At 42.7% G+C, this 17,986-nt stretch carries 17 protein-coding genes; 7 read left to right on the top strand and 10 right to left on the bottom strand.

Translation table 11 applies throughout. From position 1 onward, the window contains the following. Positions 1-2 precede the first annotated feature (2 nt). The 7 genes from miaA to V1225_RS09780 all read left to right on the top strand — a co-directional run bounded on the left by miaA (position 3) and on the right by V1225_RS09780 (position 6,097). Positions 3-929 carry a tRNA (adenosine(37)-N6)-dimethylallyltransferase MiaA gene (miaA, locus tag V1225_RS09810; protein WP_251630368.1) on the top strand — a complete coding sequence of 309 codons (927 nt, stop codon included), beginning with the start codon at positions 3-5 and terminating at the stop codon, positions 927-929. Continuing rightward, positions 911-2,038, top strand: a complete 1,128-nt coding sequence (locus V1225_RS09805) for a tyrosine-type recombinase/integrase (RefSeq protein ID WP_160201438.1) — start codon at positions 911-913, stop codon at positions 2,036-2,038. The genes miaA and V1225_RS09805 overlap by 19 nt, the downstream gene beginning before the upstream one ends. Continuing rightward, positions 2,035-2,925, top strand: a complete 891-nt coding sequence (locus V1225_RS09800) for a DMT family transporter (protein ID WP_160201439.1) — start codon at positions 2,035-2,037, stop codon at positions 2,923-2,925. The genes V1225_RS09805 and V1225_RS09800 overlap by 4 nt, the downstream gene beginning before the upstream one ends. 84 nt (positions 2,926-3,009) lie before the next feature. Then, positions 3,010-4,299 (top strand): methionine gamma-lyase family protein, encoded by a 1,290-nt coding sequence (locus tag V1225_RS09795; RefSeq protein WP_160201440.1) that lies wholly within the window; start codon positions 3,010-3,012, stop codon positions 4,297-4,299. A gap of 18 nt (positions 4,300-4,317) precedes the next feature. Then, positions 4,318-5,091, top strand: coding sequence for a VTT domain-containing protein (locus V1225_RS09790; RefSeq protein ID WP_160201441.1), 774 nt, complete (start codon positions 4,318-4,320; stop codon positions 5,089-5,091). 12 nt (positions 5,092-5,103) lie between these two features. Beyond that, positions 5,104-5,640 carry a flavodoxin family protein gene (locus V1225_RS09785; protein ID WP_160201442.1) on the top strand — a complete coding sequence of 179 codons (537 nt, stop codon included), beginning with the start codon at positions 5,104-5,106 and terminating at the stop codon, positions 5,638-5,640. 154 nt (positions 5,641-5,794) lie between these two features. After that, complete coding sequence (locus tag V1225_RS09780; protein ID WP_251630365.1) at positions 5,795-6,097, top strand: LysM peptidoglycan-binding domain-containing protein; 303 nt, start codon at positions 5,795-5,797, stop codon at positions 6,095-6,097. A gap of 497 nt (positions 6,098-6,594) precedes the next feature. Here the strand turns inward: V1225_RS09780 and V1225_RS09775 are convergent, their stop codons facing one another. The 10 genes from V1225_RS09775 to efp all read right to left on the bottom strand — a co-directional run bounded on the left by V1225_RS09775 (position 6,595) and on the right by efp (position 17,921). Further along, complete coding sequence (locus V1225_RS09775; RefSeq protein WP_338546290.1) at positions 6,595-7,560, bottom strand: M15 family metallopeptidase; 966 nt, start codon at positions 7,558-7,560, stop codon at positions 6,595-6,597. 122 nt (positions 7,561-7,682) lie between these two features. Continuing rightward, positions 7,683-8,666, bottom strand: a complete 984-nt coding sequence (locus V1225_RS09770) for a M14 family zinc carboxypeptidase (protein ID WP_160201445.1) — start codon at positions 8,664-8,666, stop codon at positions 7,683-7,685. A gap of 33 nt (positions 8,667-8,699) precedes the next feature. Then, the gene (locus V1225_RS09765) at positions 8,700-9,431 is read right to left on the bottom strand and encodes an ABC transporter permease (RefSeq protein WP_202620401.1); all 732 of its coding nucleotides are present in this window, start codon (positions 9,429-9,431) and stop codon (positions 8,700-8,702) included. Further along, positions 9,431-10,264: an ABC transporter ATP-binding protein gene (locus V1225_RS09760; protein ID WP_160201446.1), complete on the bottom strand. Its 834-nt coding sequence runs from the start codon at positions 10,262-10,264 to the stop codon at positions 9,431-9,433. The genes V1225_RS09765 and V1225_RS09760 overlap by 1 nt, the downstream gene beginning before the upstream one ends. A 132-nt stretch (positions 10,265-10,396) precedes the next feature. Next, positions 10,397-13,021, bottom strand: coding sequence for a translation factor GTPase family protein (locus V1225_RS09755; protein ID WP_338546287.1), 2,625 nt, complete (start codon positions 13,019-13,021; stop codon positions 10,397-10,399). Then, positions 13,005-14,303 (bottom strand): hemolysin family protein, encoded by a 1,299-nt coding sequence (locus V1225_RS09750; RefSeq protein ID WP_251616396.1) that lies wholly within the window; start codon positions 14,301-14,303, stop codon positions 13,005-13,007. Before V1225_RS09750 ends, V1225_RS09755 begins: the two co-directional genes overlap by 17 nt. 28 nt (positions 14,304-14,331) lie before the next feature. Further along, positions 14,332-15,564: a U32 family peptidase gene (locus tag V1225_RS09745; RefSeq protein ID WP_160201449.1), complete on the bottom strand. Its 1,233-nt coding sequence runs from the start codon at positions 15,562-15,564 to the stop codon at positions 14,332-14,334. Then, on the bottom strand, positions 15,557-16,222 hold the full coding sequence (locus tag V1225_RS09740; protein ID WP_160201450.1) for an O-methyltransferase: 666 nt from the start codon (positions 16,220-16,222) through the stop codon (positions 15,557-15,559). The genes V1225_RS09745 and V1225_RS09740 overlap by 8 nt, the downstream gene beginning before the upstream one ends. 1 nt (position 16,223) lies before the next feature. Continuing rightward, the gene (gene mltG / locus V1225_RS09735; protein WP_160201451.1) at positions 16,224-17,270 is read right to left on the bottom strand and encodes an endolytic transglycosylase MltG; all 1,047 of its coding nucleotides are present in this window, start codon (positions 17,268-17,270) and stop codon (positions 16,224-16,226) included. 90 nt (positions 17,271-17,360) lie between these two features. Further along, on the bottom strand, positions 17,361-17,921 hold the full coding sequence (gene efp / locus V1225_RS09730; protein ID WP_160201462.1) for an elongation factor P: 561 nt from the start codon (positions 17,919-17,921) through the stop codon (positions 17,361-17,363). Between the last annotated feature and the right edge of the window lie 65 nt (positions 17,922-17,986).

Raw genomic sequence — 17,986 nt, 5'->3', positions numbered from 1 at the left:
TTATGAACCGGGAAATCATTGTAATCTGCGGACCTACCGCAGTGGGAAAAACAAAATATGCCATAGAGACTGCGCTGCATATGGATGGAGAAGTGGTTTCCTGCGACTCCATGCAGCTTTACAAATACATGGACATCGGCAGCGCTAAGCCTACGGCAGAGGAACGAAGACGTGTGAAACACTATCTGGTCGACGAAATTGAGCCGACGGAGGCTTTTTCAGCAGCAAGATATCAAAAGCTGGCGAAAGGCGCCATCGAGGAAATCTTTGCAAAAGGCAAAACGCCGGTTATTGCAGGCGGTACGGGTCTTTATCTGAGTGCGCTGCTTTACGATATGGATTTTAGCGCGCCGCCGGGTGATACGGCATTTCGCGACAGCCTTTACAAAGAAGCTGAAACCTACGGACCTGCCTGGCTTCACAAGAAATTGGAAGAAGCGGACCCTGAAGCCGCAAAACGGATACACCCCAACAACATCAAGAAAGTAGTCCGCGCCATCGAGGCGGCATCTTTGGGAGAAAAAGTAAAGGACTTTGCGTCAGATTTAAAGCTGACCTCTGATTACAGTGCCAGACTTATCGGGCTTGCCAGAGACAGACAGCAGCTTTATGATAGAATTAATCAGAGAGTTGACTTGCTCATGGAGCAGGGACTTTGTGATGAGGTAAAAGGGCTGATGGAAAGAGGTCTTACAGAAAGCGATATTTCCATGAAGGGCATCGGCTACAAAGAAATTATCGGCTATTTGGAGGGACGCTACGATTTAGCAGAGGCTGTCGATTTAGTCAAGAAAAATACCAGACACTACGCCAAGAGGCAGTTGACCTGGTTTAAACGATATAAGGATATGCAGTGGTTTAACATTTCAGAATATGACAGTGACGAAAGCTGTCTTGAGGAGATCTTTAAATGGCTGGAAAAGAAATAAAAATTCACAATAAAAGTGACAAACCGGATAATATCGTAAAAAAAGAAGCGCAGATTTTTCAAGAGTGCGAAGACATTGAGTCGGAACTTCCCAAGTTTTTACGCGGATTTTTCATCTATCTAAAAGGGAATGTGCTGCCTATGTCCAGACTTGCCTATCTGCACGATATTAAATTCTTCTGCAATTATCTGATTGCTGAAACGGATTTGACAAAGGCGGAGACGACCTCACAGATTACTTTAAAAGAATTTGCCGAAATAAAAGCCGCTGACATCAATATCTATCTGGATTACTGCAGAAAATATAAAGTAGAAACAGAAAAAAACATTTACGTCTATGAAAACAACAATAAGACACTGGCGAGGAAAAAATCTTCTGTCTCAGTAATGTTTAAGCAGCTGTACAGGGATCAGCTCCTCGAAAAGAATATTACCGACGGCTTTGACCCGATTCGCGTACCGAAGGCAGGAGAACGGGAGATTAAAGCGCTGCAGGATGATGAGGTCATGATTATGCTGGACGCTGTGACAAACGGCACAGGCCTAACCAAGCACGCCTATTCCTATTGGCAAAAAACAAAAAAGCGGGATAAGGCCATTTTGATGTTGTTCTTGACCTATGGTCTCAGACTTTCCGAGCTGCAGCAGCTGAATGTCTCGTCTTTTAACTTTTCCCGCGGCGAGTTTAAGATTTATAGAAAGCGCGGTAAGGAATCCATCATGCCTTTAAACCAGTCGGTAACAGCTGTATTGGAGGACTATCTGGCAAATGAAAGACCTGAGGAGGAAACTCTGCTAGAAGACCACCGCGACGCATTATTTCTTTCTCTGCAAGGCACTCGTATGACTGACAGACAGATTCGAGAGCTTGTAAAGAAATATACCGCAATTGCATTAAAGACTTCATCAAAAGCCGGTTACAGCCCTCATAAGCTGAGAGCGACGGCTGCGACCAGCTTAATCGGCAGGGGCAATTCGATTTACGATGTGGCAGCTCTTTTGGATCATGAACAGGTGACGACAACCCAGCTTTACGCACAGCACAAGCAAAATGTAAAACGTGATTTGGTAAGCGGCATGGAGTGGGAAAAGGAGAGGACCGAAAAGTGACAGATAAGAATACTTTAAAAGGCGCAGTTTTCCTTCTTGTGGCTGCTTTCATCTGGGGCTTTGCCATGGTTGCCCTAAAAGCAGGTACGGAAAATCTGCAGCCCTTTTCCTTTACCGGTTATCGCTGTCTCTTAGGCGGCATATCTCTGATTCCACTCTGGCTATTTGTGGACAAAAGAAAAAGTCCGGCGCAAAGGGAAGTGGAACGCAATCCGAAAACCCTTGTAATCGGCAGCATTGTGTGCGGCCTCAATCTGATGACTTTTACGATTGCACAGCAGCTGGGGCTTCCGTTTACAACTATTGGAAAAGCAGGTTTTATTACGGCGCTGTATATTATTTTAGTACCCCTTGCCGGTGTTTTTCTGGGGAGAAAAATAGAAAAGACAGTATGGATTGCAGTAGTGGTTGCAATGACAGGTTTTTATTTCATGTGCCTTTACGGCGGCAGTGCCGCTTTTAATCGCGGTGATATGATGATGTTGTTTGCAGCCGTGTTTTATACTGTTTACTTTTATATGGTGGATCACTTTGTGCAGCAATTAGATCCTGTCAAGTTTTCCTCTTGTCAGTTTATTGTGACTGGAATTGTATGTAGCGTAATATCTCTTCTTTTTGAAGATACAAGTCTTGCTGACGTGCAGGCGGCTATAGTTCCGCTTCTTTACGGTGGCATTTGCTCCTGCGGGCTGGGTTACACCTTTCAGGTCATCGGTCAGCGCTATATGGAGCCTGCAAAGGCGTCGCTGCTCCTTTCCAGCGAGACCGTCTTTACCATGATTGCGGGCATGATTTTCTTTCAGGAAAAGCTGGCTTTCAGAGAATATCTCGGTTGCGGACTGATTTTCTGCGCCATCATTCTTTCACAAATGCAACGAAAATCTTAAGGTTTTGTGAAGAATGATGCAGGGGGATTTACAAACCTGAAAAGAGGCTTATAATTTTAATTGTAATATAAATGGAGAATACAGATGAATTACACAGACAAACTACTTATCGAAAAATTTGGTATCAGCCCAAGGGTTCTTAATCTTGTAAACAGGGCAGAGGAGGAGATTGCTGACTCCTACCAGACCCTTGATGATATCATGGCATATAACCAGTATAAAGTACTGTCGGCGCTGCAAAATCACAGAATTGCGGATATGCACTTTGCTTGGAATACAGGATACGGCTACGATGATCCAGGAAGAGAGGCAGTTGAAAAGGTCTATGCAGAGATTTTTGGAACAGAAGCTGCTTTGGTTCGTCCGACCATCGTAAACGGTACTCACGCTCTAGCGATTACGCTAATGGGCATCCTTCGTCCCGGCGATGAGCTGATTTACTGCAGTGGTGGTCCTTACGACACCCTGGAAGAAGTCATCGGTATTCGCGGTGAAGGCATGGGTTCTCTCAAAGAATATGGCGTAACCTATAAACAGGTAGACTTGCTGCCGGACGGTTCCATTGATCTTGAGACCCTTGGTAAAACCATTTCAGATAAAACCAAAATGGTTTCCATTCAGCGAGCTACCGGATATAGTTGGCGTAATTCAATTACTGTAAACCAAATTGCAGAAGTTGCTGATTTTGTTCATGGCATCAATTCGGATATCGTCTGTATGGCGGACAACTGCTACGGCGAGTTCCTCGATGTGAAAGAGCCTACAAACGTTGGAATTGACGTGATAGCGGGTTCTCTTATCAAGAATCCGGGTGGCGGACTTGCCTTGACCGGCGGGTATGTCTGCGGACGCAGAGATTTGATTGACAAGATTTCTTACCGCATGACCTGTCCGGGAATCGGTGCAGAATGCGGTCTTACCTTCGGACAGACCCGCGCTATTTTGCAGGGACTGTTTATGGCACCAAAGGTTGTAAACGGGGCAGTGAAAGGTGCAATGCTCTGCGCAAAGGCTTATGAAATGCTGGGTTTTGAAATCAGGCCAGGCGTTTCCGACAGTCGCAGCGATATTATTCAGTCTGTGAAACTGGGTTCGCCAGAGGCTGTAGTTGCATTCTGCGAAGGAATTCAGGCGGCTGCACCTATTGACGCTCACGTAACACCTGTGCCTTGGGCTATGCCGGGTTATGAATCTGATGTGGTTATGGCCGCGGGCGCTTTTGTTCAGGGTTCTTCCATTGAGCTCAGCGCCGATGCGCCGATTCGTGAGCCATACATCGTGTATTTCCAAGGGGGACTTACCTACGAGCACTCAAAATTTGGCGTGATTAAGTCAATTCAGCAGCTTTACAAAAAAGGGTTATTAGATATTTAAAAGGGATTTGAGGAATTTATGGACAAAGAAACATGGAAAGAAAATGCGCATAAAACAAAAGATGATGTAAAGGAGAATATCAAAAAGGCGAAGAAAACTAAGCTGATCCTTTCTATTTTAAAGCTGGCGGTGCTTTCTGGCATTGTAATCGGCATCCCTTTATACATTATCTTTTGCCAGAGGGATTTTATCGAGCAGTTCCGTTCTTTTAACGATGTGCTTGCTTATTTGGAGAGATATAAATTTGAAAGTATCTTCATCTACATTGGTATTCAGGTGGTGCAAATCGTCATCAGCGTGATTCCAGGACAGGCATTTCAGTTTGCCGCCGGATATTTGTACGGATTTATCCCAGGGCTGATTTTTTCCATGATAGGTGCTTTTCTCGGCACACTGATTTCCTTCTATTTGGCGAGACTTCTGGGAAAGGACGCAGTACATCTGTTCTTTGGCGAAGAACGAATCAACCATTTTATAGACAGGCTGAACAGCAAAAGGGCATATATCATAGTCTTTCTTTTATACCTGATTCCGGGGCTGCCGAAAGATGTAGTCAGCTACGCTGCTGGTGTTTCCGAGATGAAATTTAAGGCATTTATGGCATTTTCTATGGCAGGAAGAGTCTTCGGCATGGGAGGAAGCCTTTTGATTGGCGCATTCTATTTTAAACAGCATTATATTGGAATGGCTGTAATCGGCGCCTTTGCTGTCATCGCATTTGTTCTCTGCGTCATTTACAGAGATAAAATCAATCAATATCTTGATAAATTTTATGATAAAGTTACTAAATAAATGGAGGTTTTAATGAAAATTGTAGTCTTAACTGGAAGCCCTCATGAAAATGGAACATCTTTTGTTCTTGCAGATTCATTTATAAAGGGCGCAGAAGAAGCCGGCCACAGCATTTATCGCTTTGACGCTGCACAGAAAGAAGTGAATGGCTGTATTGCCTGTAACGCCTGTGGACAAGGAGACGCAGTCTGTGTATTTGAGGATGATATGCAGGAGCTGATTCCGGCTCTGCTTTCTGCGGATATGGTGGTCTTCATATCGCCGGTATATTATTCCGGGTTTACCTCTCAGATAAAAGCTGTCATCGATCGCTTCTACAGTATCGATAAAATGCTCTGCGGTGCTCAAAAATCATCTGCACTGCTGGTTACTGCAGCAGACACAGATGTTCGCACGGCGAGAGGAATTCAGGCTGTTTACGAAGAGGCAATACACTATCTGAAGTGGGAGGATAAAGGGCAAATTTATGCTATAGCCTGTGCAGAGAAAGGGGATATCGAGCAGACCGACTATCCTGAAAAAGCTTATATTCTTGGAAAGTCCTTATAATTTCATAGGGAAAATCAAGCGTTCGCAGCCTGTTTTCAGAGCGAACGTTTTTTGTTATACCATTTTCGAACATTTGTTTATTTTTCTCTTGACAAAGAACATTTATTCTGATAATATATAGAAAACGAACAAATGTTTAGAGAGGTGAGAACACATGACCAAGAAATATAGAGTAGCTTCCAAATTCAGATTTACATTTTTTATGACAGTTTTAATTCTTTGTCTTGTTACTATTGCAGGAACATTACTGGGTTTCAATACAGCAAACAGTTCCTCCAAGGATTTATATAACGTAGTTGAGATTGAAGCCGGCGACACCATCTGGGATATCGCCACAGAATATGGACCGACCAGTTCAGACGCACGCCGAATCGTTGAGGATATCTGTGACATTAACGAAATCACCGCAGATGAACTAACAGCCGGCCAGAAAATCGTCGTCCCGGTATATCAATAAACTTGCTTTCATGAATTTAGACATATTTAGAAAAAACACCATTTTGAGCGAGTTTTTTCGTCGACCAAGATATCGATTACACACGATAAAATCGCTTAAAACGCAAATTAGAGCCTCAGAAATTTTATCCCATAAAGGAATGTCTGCTGCGCCAATTCCTCTTAAGTAGAAGACATTCCGAAACTCAGGACTATATGTGCCTTTACACATAAGTCCTGAGTTTTTTGTCTAAGAAAAAACATAAGTGATTACGTGAGTAGATGTAAACGCAACGCAGAAACTATGAAGGTTTATTTAGAATTAAGTTTTATGAAACAAGATAAGATGAAATAAAAAAATAAAATTATTGATGATTGGAGAACAGATTTTACTGATGTTGAGTTAATAACTTGAGGTGGATTTTGATATGGTTTTGGCAAAGTGTTCATAAACCTTCCATAACTATTCCCAAAATTATGATTTTAGGAATAGTTATTACACTTACGACCAATCACCTTTTATCTTATACCAGCTCCCAGATATTCTTCTAAGGTAATGCCTTGGGACTTGATTTCTCCTGCAGTTTTTTCACCGACATATCTTAAATGCCATGGTTCATAAGCATAGCCAGTAATATCTTCTGTATCTTTTTCGTAACGAATAATGAAACCGTACTTGTGACAGTTTTCAGCAAGCCATATTCCTTCAGGTGTGCTGCCAAAGCTTTCAAGAAGATCCCAACCGGAAGATTCACAGGATACGTCCAGTGCATAGCCGGTCTGATGTTCACTTCTTCCAGGCTTTGCGCTGAGTCTTAGAGCCAGTTCTTCCCCATCGACTTCACACCAATAAGCAAACAGATATTCCTGTAGTGCGTAATCTCTATACGCAGATACGATTTTGATATCAAAACCGGCTTTTTCTGCGTCATGATACAGTTTTTCATAGGCATCTCGAACAATTTTCTTTGCATCGATGGCTTTCACAGCAAATTCACTGACCGAAACCAGATTTGCCGGTACATAGGTCTCAGAAAGCCAGCAGGATTTATTTACCAGCATTAGCGGATTTTCTGGGTCTTTAGCAATTGAGGGTTCTGCTTTTACAGAAATAATCGAACTTTCGGTATCGCTGTATACCCTGTTTTCACCATCTAAATGATAACTCTTTACCTTGTAAAAATAAGTTTGTCCTACTTTTCTATCGGTATCAAGGTAGTTATAAAGGAACGTATTTTCGACTTTATCAGTTTCGTACAAACATTGAAATTCACTGTCTTTGCTGTCTGCACGAAAAACACCGTAACCGTCTACATTTTCTATGGTTTCAACAGGCTTCCACGAAATCAGCATTTTTCCTGATCCCGGAAAGCTTTGCACACTGACAGACGGCGCAGCGATTGTTGCCGCAGGTTCTGTATTTTTACAGCTGTACAGCATGAGAAGCGGCAGACAAATGAGTAAAAGTTTTGTAGTTCGTTTCATAGCTAAATCCTCCTAATTACTACCAAACCCTATTAGTTTACAATAAAAAAATTACGAAAAATAAATACACAAAAGACTGCCTCTACTTTCAAGTAAAAACAGTCTTTTCAAAGGTCTGCCTACTACCTGTACTGATACGCAGCTTTAGCAAAGCCCAATTTATTCTTTTTAAATATTGAGGAAAACTCTCTGTTTGGAACGGGTACGCCGCTGATTCCATTTTCGATACATACATAAGGAATTTTATACTCATGCATGATGTAATGCTCAAAATCCCCGTATGTCGCCTTAGTGTAGCTTTCATCAATGGTGCTGTAGCCGGTCATGACGCGAAACAGTTTTACAAAGCTCCAGCACCTTTTCTTATAGCTTTTGTTGTGATAGCCCCAGTAAATCACCCCTCCCATACTATGGTAGTTGATGACAGCCTGTACATTGGAGCAGTCTTCTAAAGCTGCTAAAATACTCTGGGTTTCATTCTCAGAAAAACGCTTTGGTCCCGGATAATACTGACTGGCATAAGTCTTTGTACTTGGATATGTACTGTACATCTTGTAATTTCTATTTAAATCAACCCCTCTTGCATTGGCCTGCCAGTTGGAATAAGCTCCGGTTCTCGGCATTTTCTTGATCTTTTTTCGAAGAGTTGCATTTCTGATAGCGTCAGGTCCAAGGGCACTGATTGCAATACCGTCAGGATTTGCCATAGGGACGATGATGATACTGACTGAATCAAAAAGTTCCTCGTAAGAAACGCCGCAATAAAGACCTGATTTGTAGTTTCTACAATAATACTCAATCATACCCATAACCAGCTGGCTGTTAATGTACTCCCTGCCGTGGATACCGGCGGTCACAAAAATCTGTTTCTCTGCTTTGGGATTCCCAAGAACGACACAGTACAAACTTCTGCGATCAGCCGTTTTACCCAGATAAGTTTTAGAGAGTCTGTCCGGATATTTATCGGTCAGCGCATTCAGATCCTCTATAAAATCACTGTAGGTATATTTGCTATCGCTGGTACTGACGATATCGCTGCTGGCGCTGAAAGTTTCTATAGGAAGTGCAAGAAAAATGCAAAGTATAATGATAAATCGTTTTGCCATGGCAAATAATCCTCACTACTCAAAATTGAACGATTAATCATCCAAGCCCTTTTTCTTATAAATCCTCTGAAACAGAATGACACCTGCGATGATCCATACAATACATACTCCAATTGCAACGAGGTTATCCGCTAGAACAAGGGACTCTCCTGCTGCAACAGACGGATACACTGTATAAAGTGACATCGTAGGAAACAGCTTAGCAATCTTTCCAATGAGTTCGCTAAACTGCCCGAAAATCGGCGGCATTAACATGAGCATCATCAAAGGAGAGCCCAGCGTTCCAGCTGACATTTGGTCTTTTGCCGCAATGCCTACCACTGCACCGAAACAGATAATCGCAAGGGAGGCTAGAATCATAATAAACAGATACCCGGCAAATCCCGCCATATCGGCGCCACAGACAAAAAATAGAATCACACCCTCTACAATAAGCAGCAGCAAACATACAAGAGCCTTGCTCAAGATAAATTCTGCGCCTGATACATTAGCCATCATCAGTGAACGCAGGGTATGCTTTTCCTTTTCTTCTGCAATCATCGTGGAAAGCGCGGTCAGCGGAATGATAGATAGCTCCATTACACTGCAAAGAAGCAGCACATAATCAGCCGGAAGTCCCGTAATATCTGATAATACATATGTATAAAGCAACGCAAAGACAGCCGGAAGCAGCAGTGTGATTAGAATGCTTCGATTGCCGAAACATCCTTTCATATCCTTTTTGAACAAAGTACGAAGTACATGCATCCTAATTCTCTTTCCCATTATGCTCTCCCCCCTTCTTCTGTCAGCGCTAAGAATACTTCTTTTAGGCTTGGTTCGATAGAATGAATCATCTTGATTTCACCAGCACCGGCAAGATATGCAGAAAGTTTATCCGCTTCCAGCGGTAAAAGCACTTCTTCCGAAGCTGTCGTAACTTTTACTTGTTTTTTAGCATATTTCAGTTTCAGATCATATGGACTTCCACACTCAATAATTTTCCCACAATTGAGAAATGCAATGCGGTCACAGAGTTCATTGGCCTCTTCCATGTTGTGCGTTGTCAAAAATACTGTTGTTCCCTGCTCTTTCATCTGTAAAACCAGACTGCGCACTTCTTCTGCTGTTGCAGGGTCAAGATTCGCTGTAGGTTCATCGAGAAAGAGTATCTCTGGATTATGCAGAATGGTTCTCGCAAAAATTAGCCGCTGACGCATACCCTTTGAAAGTTTTTCAACCGGCTTCTTTACTGCGTCTTCCATACCGATACGCTTTAATACGTCATCGATTTTCTCTCTGGAAACCTGATAAATATCTGCGAATAATTTCAGATTTTCATATACAGTCATCTTATCATAAAGACCACTGTTATCACTCATGATACCAATTCTATCTCGAATTTCAGAATCAAAAGGCGATGTGCCAAATAGCGAAATCTCTCCGCTGTCAGCAGAAAGCTGTCCGCTGAGAAGCTTGATTGTCGTTGTTTTTCCTGCCCCTGAAGGTCCAAGATAACCAAAAATCTCGCCTTTTTTGATTTCAAAGGATACGTCTGATAAGGCAGCAGTATCTTTAAATCGCTTCGATAAATGAGTTACTTTGATTGCCTGTTCCATCTCTTCCACCTCTTTTTGTTCTAAATTTTACATTTAATGTAAATACTCATACCATTTCATTTTACAACAAAAGAAACACCATTTCAAGACATTTATGATAAATGGTGTTTTTTTGCAAATAGATGGTAGTATTTAGAACTTATGCAGGAATTTCTGCCTGATTTCTTCATTGGTATCCATGATATGCATGCGAAGCTCTCTGGCTGACATGCGAAGGGCTCCCTGACCAAATATCATCATCTGCTCTAGTCCATCGGAGGTCGCAACTGTAATTCGCAGCTTTTTCACATGTTCCAGCACAAATTTTTCGATAAACTGGTCTGCAGTCTCGCCTTCTTTCGTGTAGATAATCTGCATATTATGAATAGTCTGGGTGGTGCCGGGATTACCTGGTTTCTTGTAACCATCAAAGACAACGATGATTCGATTCTCTTTGTAGCCCTGATAGTTGCCAAGGATTTCAATCAGTAAATCTCTGGCACTTGCAAGACTCAGTGCAGCCATATCCTTTAACTCTTCCCATGCAAATATCATGTTATATCCATCAATCAACAACACTTCCTCTGCAGAAGCGTTATTATAGGCGCTTTTAATCCGGGGACCGGAAAATCCGCTTTCTGCCGTAATGATTCTGGCACTTTTCTTAAAGCGACTTGTTTCTCTTTTACTTGTACCATAGGTCTGCTTAAATACTGCTTCCAGCTCTTCGTCGCTGTACTGGCGAGATTCACTGCCACCTCGTACAGACCCTTCATTTTTCTGTATTTTTTCAGGCTGCCAGGAAAGAGGCAGATGCATATACTGTTCAACTTCCTGCCAAGGGACACTAACACCAGAGCCGGATTTACAGAAGATAGAATCGCTGGGATTTTCCAGGTCCCGATCGGCTTCATATCCGACAGCTTGTGCGACCTCTTCTTCGTTATGGCATGGAAAATATCCTGCCAAGGTGCAGTAAAGTCTTCCCTGCCCTTTGCTATAGGAAGTAACATCCTTCTGATAGTCCTTCATAGTAAAAACTGGTGCTCTGCCGGTTAAAACGGTGTTTTTTCCAGCCGCAGACGACGGTTCACAGGTTCCGTGCATATTCTGAATATCATTCATGGCTCTTCCAACAAAATCTGTCGGCAGTTCCAGCCGGTAATCATAGTAAGGCTCCAAAAGTCTGCAGCCGGCTTTTCTGAGACCGTGACGAAGTGCTCTGTAGGTTGCCTGACGAAAATCACCACCTTCCGTGTGCTTCACATGGGCGCGACCTGTGGTTAACGTAATTTTCATATCAGTCAAAGGTGAATTTGTCAGAATGCCTGTATGAACTTTCTCCTTCAGATGTGTCATAACCAGTCGCTGCCAGTTTCTGTCCAGCGTGTCCTCACTGCAAGCTGTATCAACAACGATACCGCTGCCGGAAGGAAGCGGCGTGAGAAGCAAGTGAACCTCCGCATAGTGGCGAAGAGGCTCAAAATGACCTACACCTTCAACTGTATCTGCGACAGTTTCCTTGTATAAAACCGTATCTTCTCCAAATTCGATAGACTTTCCAAAGCGTTCAGAGACGAGACTCTTTAAGATTTCTCCTTGAATTTCTCCCATCATACGAATCCGCAGACAGCTGCTTTCTTCGCTCCAAGAGGTATGCAGCTCCGGCAGTTCCTCTGACAGCTGCAAAAATTTCTCATAAGCCTCATGAGGCTCCCAATCGGGCGGCAGCAGCACCTCATAGCTGAGCACAGTATCCAGATACGGCTCAATGCCGGCAGGTTCAAAGCCCAGTCCCTGTCCACAAAAAGTGTCAGCAAAACCTGTCACAGCACAGACCGTACCAGCAGACACTTGCTGCACTGCCTCATATTTTTTACCGTTATAAATTCGAATCTGATGAACCTTGCTTTCTCCAATCTGTTCCTTCACAGAAAGGCTACCGCCGGTTATCTTCATATGCGTTAGGCGATTGCCCTGTTCGTCTCTGCTGATTTTATAAATGATAGCACCAAAATCGCTTCCATAATTTGGACAGATCGTGTAATTTGCAAGACCTTCAAGAAGTGTATCTACGCCCTGCATTTTCAGTGCAGAGCCGTAATAGCATGGAAACAGCTTTCGCTCTTTGATTAACCCGGCGCATGATTCCGCTGGTATTCTTCCTGTTTCCAGATAGGCTTCCAGCAAAGCTTCATCACACAGCGCTGCCTTTTCATAGAAAGCCTCGCTGCCCGCCAGTACGCATTGCGCACTTAAACGAGCCTGAACCTCCTCCATAATTGCGGATAAATCCATCCCTTGCTGATCCATTTTATTGATAAAAATAAAAGTCGGTACGTGGTAGCGGGAAAGCAGTTCCCATAGGGTCAGCACCTGTCCGGTCACACCGTCAGGACCGCTGATTAAAAGAATAGCATAATCTAGAACCTGCAGGGTTCGTTCCATTTCTGCAGAAAAATCTACATGACCCGGTGTGTCCAGGAGTGTGACCTCCTTATCGCCCAGTGGAAAAATTGCCTGCTTAGAGAAAATAGTAATGCCGCGGTTTTTTTCCAGCACAAACGTATCGAGGAAAGAATCCCCATGGTCCACTCTTCCCATCTGTCTGGTAATGCCGTTTTGATAAAGGACGCCTTCAGACAAAGTTGTCTTTCCGGCGTCCACATGAGCGACAATGCCCATTGTAAGCTTATTGTCCGGGTACAACAAGGTTCCCGGGTACCCACCCGAAGCTTTGCTTTGCGGAAGGGTGGGTTTATTATTCTTCTGATTCATCTTCCGAAATTTCCTTTTCAGGCTCTTCAATGTGCAGCTTTACTTTTTCAATACGACGCTCCTTTACGGAGAGAATCGTAAAGATGTAGTTTTCAAAGACAACCTCCCTGTTTTCATCACCTTCTTCCGGAATTTCTCCCAGAATATCAATGATAAAGCCTCCGATGGTCTCGCTGTTTTCAGATTCCAGATTGATATTAATCTCTTCAGAAAGGTCACTGAGATAAACGTTTCCGTCTAAATAATAATTATTATCGTCTATCTTGTTGATGACGTGCCCCTGTTCATCATATTCGTCTTCGATGTCGCCTACGATTTCTTCGACGATGTCCTCCATGGTTACAATACCGCTGAAGCCGCCGTATTCGTCGATGAGAATGGCGATATGCTGCTTTTCAATCTGCAGTTCAAAAAACAGCGCGTCGATATTCTTTGTTTCAGGGACAAAATACGGTTTGCGCAAAATAGAGCGAATATCCACCTTGTCAAATCCCGTTTCTCTAGCTTTTATGAGATAGTCCTTGATGTGAAAAATACCGATAATGTTGTCTGTATCGTCTTCACATACCGGAATTCTGGAATAGCGTAGTTCCATCAGCTCATCTAAATACTCGTCGGTTGAATCGTTGATGTCGATAAGAAACACATCGGTACGAGGCGTCATGATCTCATAGGCAAGTTCGTCATCAAACTGGAAGATACTATTGATCATCTTCTTACCTTCTTCTTTGATTGCACCGCTCTGTTGCCCTGATTCTAAAATGGACATTACCTGCTCTTCGGAATATCCGCTGTATTCAATCTTCGTTTCCTGTCTGAACATCTTCAGAAAAACATCTGCAATAAAAGTCAATATTACAACAAATGGCTTTAATATGATGACAAAGAACTTCTGCAGTGCGGAAAGCTTCATAGCAATAGATTCACTGTGCTGCTGCGCCAGCTTACGAGTAAAATACTCACTAAAAGTGATGGTCGCTGTTACGTAAACCAGCGCAGAAAGAATTGGGTGCTGAGGCAGTGCCAGTGCAAAATATACGCCGATAACGATAAAAATGTAACTAAGCAGCCGGTTCGTAAACCGATAATCAGTCGGTAAAGCAAGCAAATTTCCAAGACGTATTGCTACTTCATTTTCTTCTGTTGCCATTTGTCTGATTTTGCTTCTGTTTACGCTGTTCATAGCGGTGTTCATCAAAACTGCAATGCCGTTACCAACCATTGCAAGCACCATAAAAGTGACTTTTAACGCAAGCGGCAGGCTACTGGGGTCAGGTGTCATGTTCAATCATCTCCTTATTACTTGGTAATTATTTTTTCTTTCTCAAAATATAGTGAGGTTTCACCGGATGGTCCATCTTCATTTTCAGAAGCTGCTGGGGGTGCGGCGCGCTTTCAAGGTTTTCACCAGTTTGCGCATCAAGCATTTCTGTGATATTCTGCGTAAAGAAATCAATATCAGGACCAAAAATTTCAATTTCCTCGCCGAGGGTCATCTTATTTCGCTGCTCTACCAAAGCAAAACCAGTTTCTTCATCGTATTCTTTTATAAGCCCTACAAAGCTGTACTCTCTGGTATATGCACTGGTCTGATAGTTCTGATCTTTATTTGTCGGCTGATGAAAATAAAATCCTGTCGTAAATTCTCTGTGACTTACCTTTTTCAGTTCACGCATCCAGTCTTCATCAAACTTGTAATGCTCAGGATCTGCAAAATACGCATCAATTGCTTTTCTATAAGCGTGAACTACTGTCGCCACGTAAAAGATACTTTTCATCCTGCCTTCGATTTTCGCAGACATAATGCCTGAGCCAACAATCTCCGGAATATGCTCTATCATACACAAATCCCTAGAATTGAGAATATAAGTGCCTCGTTCATCTTCTTCCACCGGATAATATTCGCCCGGTCTTTTTTCTTCTACTAAGGCATATTTCCAGCGACACGGATGAGCGCACATACCTCTGTTGGCATCGCGTTCAATCATAAAGTTGCTGAGAAGACATCTTCCTGAATAAGATATGCACATTGCCCCATGAACAAAAGCCTCTATTTCCATTTCTGGTGGGATATTCTCACGGATCTGTCTGATTTCCGGCAGTGTCAGTTCTCTGGCTAAAACCAGTCGTTTTACGCCTAATTTATGCCAGAATCCGGCCGTTCTGTAGTTAGTCATATTTGCCTGAGTGCTCAGGTGTATCTCAGCAGCAGGAATCACTTCCTGAATCAGATCTACAATGCCCGGGTCAGACACAATAAAAGCGTCAAGCCCCAAATCTTTAATCTGCTGCAGATAAGAAGTCAACGGCTCAATATCCTCGTTATGGGCAAAGATATTGATGGTAAGATAACAGCGTTTTCCCCTTTCATGGGCGAACGCAATGCCCTCTTTCATTTCTTCAATGGTCAGGTTGCCTGCTCCTGCTCGTAAACTGAACATTTCACCGCCGAAATACACAGCGTCTGCACCATAAATAATGGCTGTCTTTAATTTTTCCAAATCGCCTGCAGGCGCAAGCAGTTCAAACTGTTCTTTATTCATGTTCTCCTCTGTAAATTGTTACTGCAAGACCATCTCCTATGCTGAGAAGAGACGTCTGCAAGGTATTGTCACTGGTAATATAGGTGAGATATTCTCTCATTCGTCTAATGTTAGTTTTGTGTTTGTTCTGTGGGTCATAAGCATCAGAAGCCGTCATGGCTTTCTGCAGAATATTGTCAGAAACAATAACTGCCCCTTCTCTACATACAGAAAGCGCCGCATCTAAAAACCGCTTATAATGGCTCTTCGCAGCATCGATAAAGACAAAATCAAAGTCACAGCAGCCTTGATCCCGCAGTTTTTCTATCTGCTCCTGCCCGTCACCGAAGAGGCTGTGTATCTGCACAGTCTTTCCTGCGGCTGAAATATTGTGTCTGGCAGCATTCCAAGCAGCTTCATCCTTTTCGATGGTGTAAATTTCAGCCGCTGGACACATTTCGGCATAATATAGCGCTGAATAGCCGATTGCAGTTCCTATCTCCAAAATTTTTTTCGGTCTCGTGAGAGAAAGCAGCGTATTTAGATACATCTCTGTTTCCCGCAAAATGATAGGAACCCGGTCTCTTTCTCCTATTTCCCGAAGCAGTGCAAGCTCTTCGCTTACCGCTCTGTAAAAGCTAGTCAAATATTCTGTTACGATATCATTGGTGATGTTCATATCAGTACCACATGTTTTCCCTTACGACTTTATTATGCTCCTCTAAAGTCTTTGAATAAAGCACTTTTCCGTCCTCAGTTGCAAAGAAATAGAGATAGTCGGATTTTTCGTAGTTTAAAAGATCATCCATAGCAGGCGCAGACGGTGAGCAAACAGGTCCTACAGGGAGTCCTGCGTATTTATAGGTGTTGTATTTTGAATCAACCTCTAAATCTTCATAAGTTACGTCAACCCGCTTTTCCTGCAGGGCATAAAGAACCGTGATATCACTTTGCAGCGTCATATCCTTTGCAAGACGATTGACAAAAACTCCTGCAATAATTGGTCTGTCCTTTTCAAAAAGGGATTCGTTTTCAACAATAGAAGTCAGAGCTAAAAACTCATGAACCGTCATTCCCATTTCAGTAATAGCACCTTTTCTTGCTGTCAGTTCTTCCTCTGTCTTATCCAAAATCATCTCTGTTACCTGTTCGATGGACGGATTTTCATCGCTCACAAAGTAAGTTTCAGGATAGATATATCCTTCGAGCGGAAACATAATGCCGCTTTGCAGAATTTCGTCAGTAAGGAACCAGTATTTTTCGATGAGCTGGCGAAGATATTTCTTGCTGTTCCATTTTTTCAAAACTTCTTCAGCGGTAAAAGGAAGTCCTTCAGCCATCGCTTCTGCAGCCTGCGGCACGGTAGCGCCTTCAATAACTGTAAATGCATTCTTGGACAGGTAGGCAAAGTTTCCGGTATTAATAGCATCCATGATTTCCAGTAAGTTCATACTTTTATTAAAGATATAGGTGTTGGCCTGCAATGAATCATACCCTGCTATACGCACGTGAATTTTAGCGCAGGTCTTATTCTTGATTAGACCATTTTCATCCAGAATTTCTACGATTGCAGAAGCCCCGCTGCCCGATGGAATGCTGACAGTAACCGGCTCTGTATCTCCTGGCTTTGCTGCATTGAGACCATTCTGATAAAAAAGATATCCCGCGGCGGCAATAACGATAAGAACTACGGCGATTGCTATAATAATGATTTTGGATTTTTTCAATGTCCCTTACCTCTTTTCGTGCTTCCTGGTGTGATGAAAAAGAAAGGGACGAAAGCTTCGTCCCTTCATCTTTGAATTATGCTTTGCAAATTATTTTGCTCTTCCCAGATACTCTCCGCTTCTGGTATCAATCTGAATCTTTTCACCTTCTTCGATGAAGATTGGAACCTGAACGACTGCGCCTGTTTCTACTGTAGCAGCCTTTGTAACGTTTGTAGCAGTGTTGCCCTTTACACCTGGTTCGGTTTCGGTAACTACCAAATCAACAAAATTCGGTGCTTCTACGATGAACGGTTCGCCTTTATAGAATTTCAATGTTGCTTCATCGTTTTCTCTCATGTACTTGATTGCATCCTCTACCATATCGTAGGCAACAGGAACCTGCTCATAAGTTTCTCCGTCCATGAAGTAATACAGATCTCCATCATTGTACAGGTACTGCATCTTCTTGGTTTCGATAATTGCTTCTTCAAACTTATCGTCAGGATTGAACGCTTCTTCTCTGGTAGCACCAGTAATGATGTTCTTGTACTTGGTTCTTACAAACGCTGCGCCCTTGCCCGGCTTTACGTGCATGAAATCAAGAACTACATGAGGTTCTCCATTAATCTGAAATGTTCTGCCTTTTCTAAAATCACTTGCATAAATCATCGGTCTATTCTCACTTTCTTCAATATAAAACAATTTAATAAAATAAACTCTATTGGTATTATAAC

The sequence above is a fragment of the Emergencia sp. JLR.KK010 genome (assembly GCF_037018265.1).
GTDB classification, from domain to species: Bacteria; Bacillota; Clostridia; order Peptostreptococcales; family Anaerovoracaceae; genus Senimuribacter; species Senimuribacter intestinalis.
This window is presented reverse-complemented; position numbering and strand designations above follow the sequence as displayed.

Coding starts and splice junctions, on each gene's coding strand:
- V1225_RS09740 (WP_160201450.1), bottom strand. CDS start 16,222: ATGAACATCACCAATGATATCGTAACAGAATATTTGACTAGCTTTTAC.
- V1225_RS09770 (WP_160201445.1), bottom strand. CDS start 8,666: ATGGCAAAACGATTTATCATTATACTTTGCATTTTTCTTGCACTTCCT.
- V1225_RS09795 (WP_160201440.1), top strand. CDS start 3,010: ATGAATTACACAGACAAACTACTTATCGAAAAATTTGGTATCAGCCCA.
- V1225_RS09765 (WP_202620401.1), bottom strand. CDS start 9,431: ATGGGAAAGAGAATTAGGATGCATGTACTTCGTACTTTGTTCAAAAAG.
- V1225_RS09745 (WP_160201449.1), bottom strand. CDS start 15,564: ATGAATAAAGAACAGTTTGAACTGCTTGCGCCTGCAGGCGATTTGGAA.
- V1225_RS09805 (WP_160201438.1), top strand. CDS start 911: ATGGCTGGAAAAGAAATAAAAATTCACAATAAAAGTGACAAACCGGAT.
- V1225_RS09780 (WP_251630365.1), top strand. CDS start 5,795: ATGACCAAGAAATATAGAGTAGCTTCCAAATTCAGATTTACATTTTTT.
- V1225_RS09750 (WP_251616396.1), bottom strand. CDS start 14,303: ATGACACCTGACCCCAGTAGCCTGCCGCTTGCGTTAAAAGTCACTTTT.
- V1225_RS09785 (WP_160201442.1), top strand. CDS start 5,104: ATGAAAATTGTAGTCTTAACTGGAAGCCCTCATGAAAATGGAACATCT.
- efp (WP_160201462.1), bottom strand. CDS start 17,921: ATGATTTATGCAAGTGATTTTAGAAAAGGCAGAACATTTCAGATTAAT.
- V1225_RS09755 (WP_338546287.1), bottom strand. CDS start 13,021: ATGAATCAGAAGAATAATAAACCCACCCTTCCGCAAAGCAAAGCTTCG.
- miaA (WP_251630368.1), top strand. CDS start 3: ATGAACCGGGAAATCATTGTAATCTGCGGACCTACCGCAGTGGGAAAA.
- V1225_RS09790 (WP_160201441.1), top strand. CDS start 4,318: ATGGACAAAGAAACATGGAAAGAAAATGCGCATAAAACAAAAGATGAT.
- V1225_RS09760 (WP_160201446.1), bottom strand. CDS start 10,264: ATGGAACAGGCAATCAAAGTAACTCATTTATCGAAGCGATTTAAAGAT.
- V1225_RS09775 (WP_338546290.1), bottom strand. CDS start 7,560: ATGAAACGAACTACAAAACTTTTACTCATTTGTCTGCCGCTTCTCATG.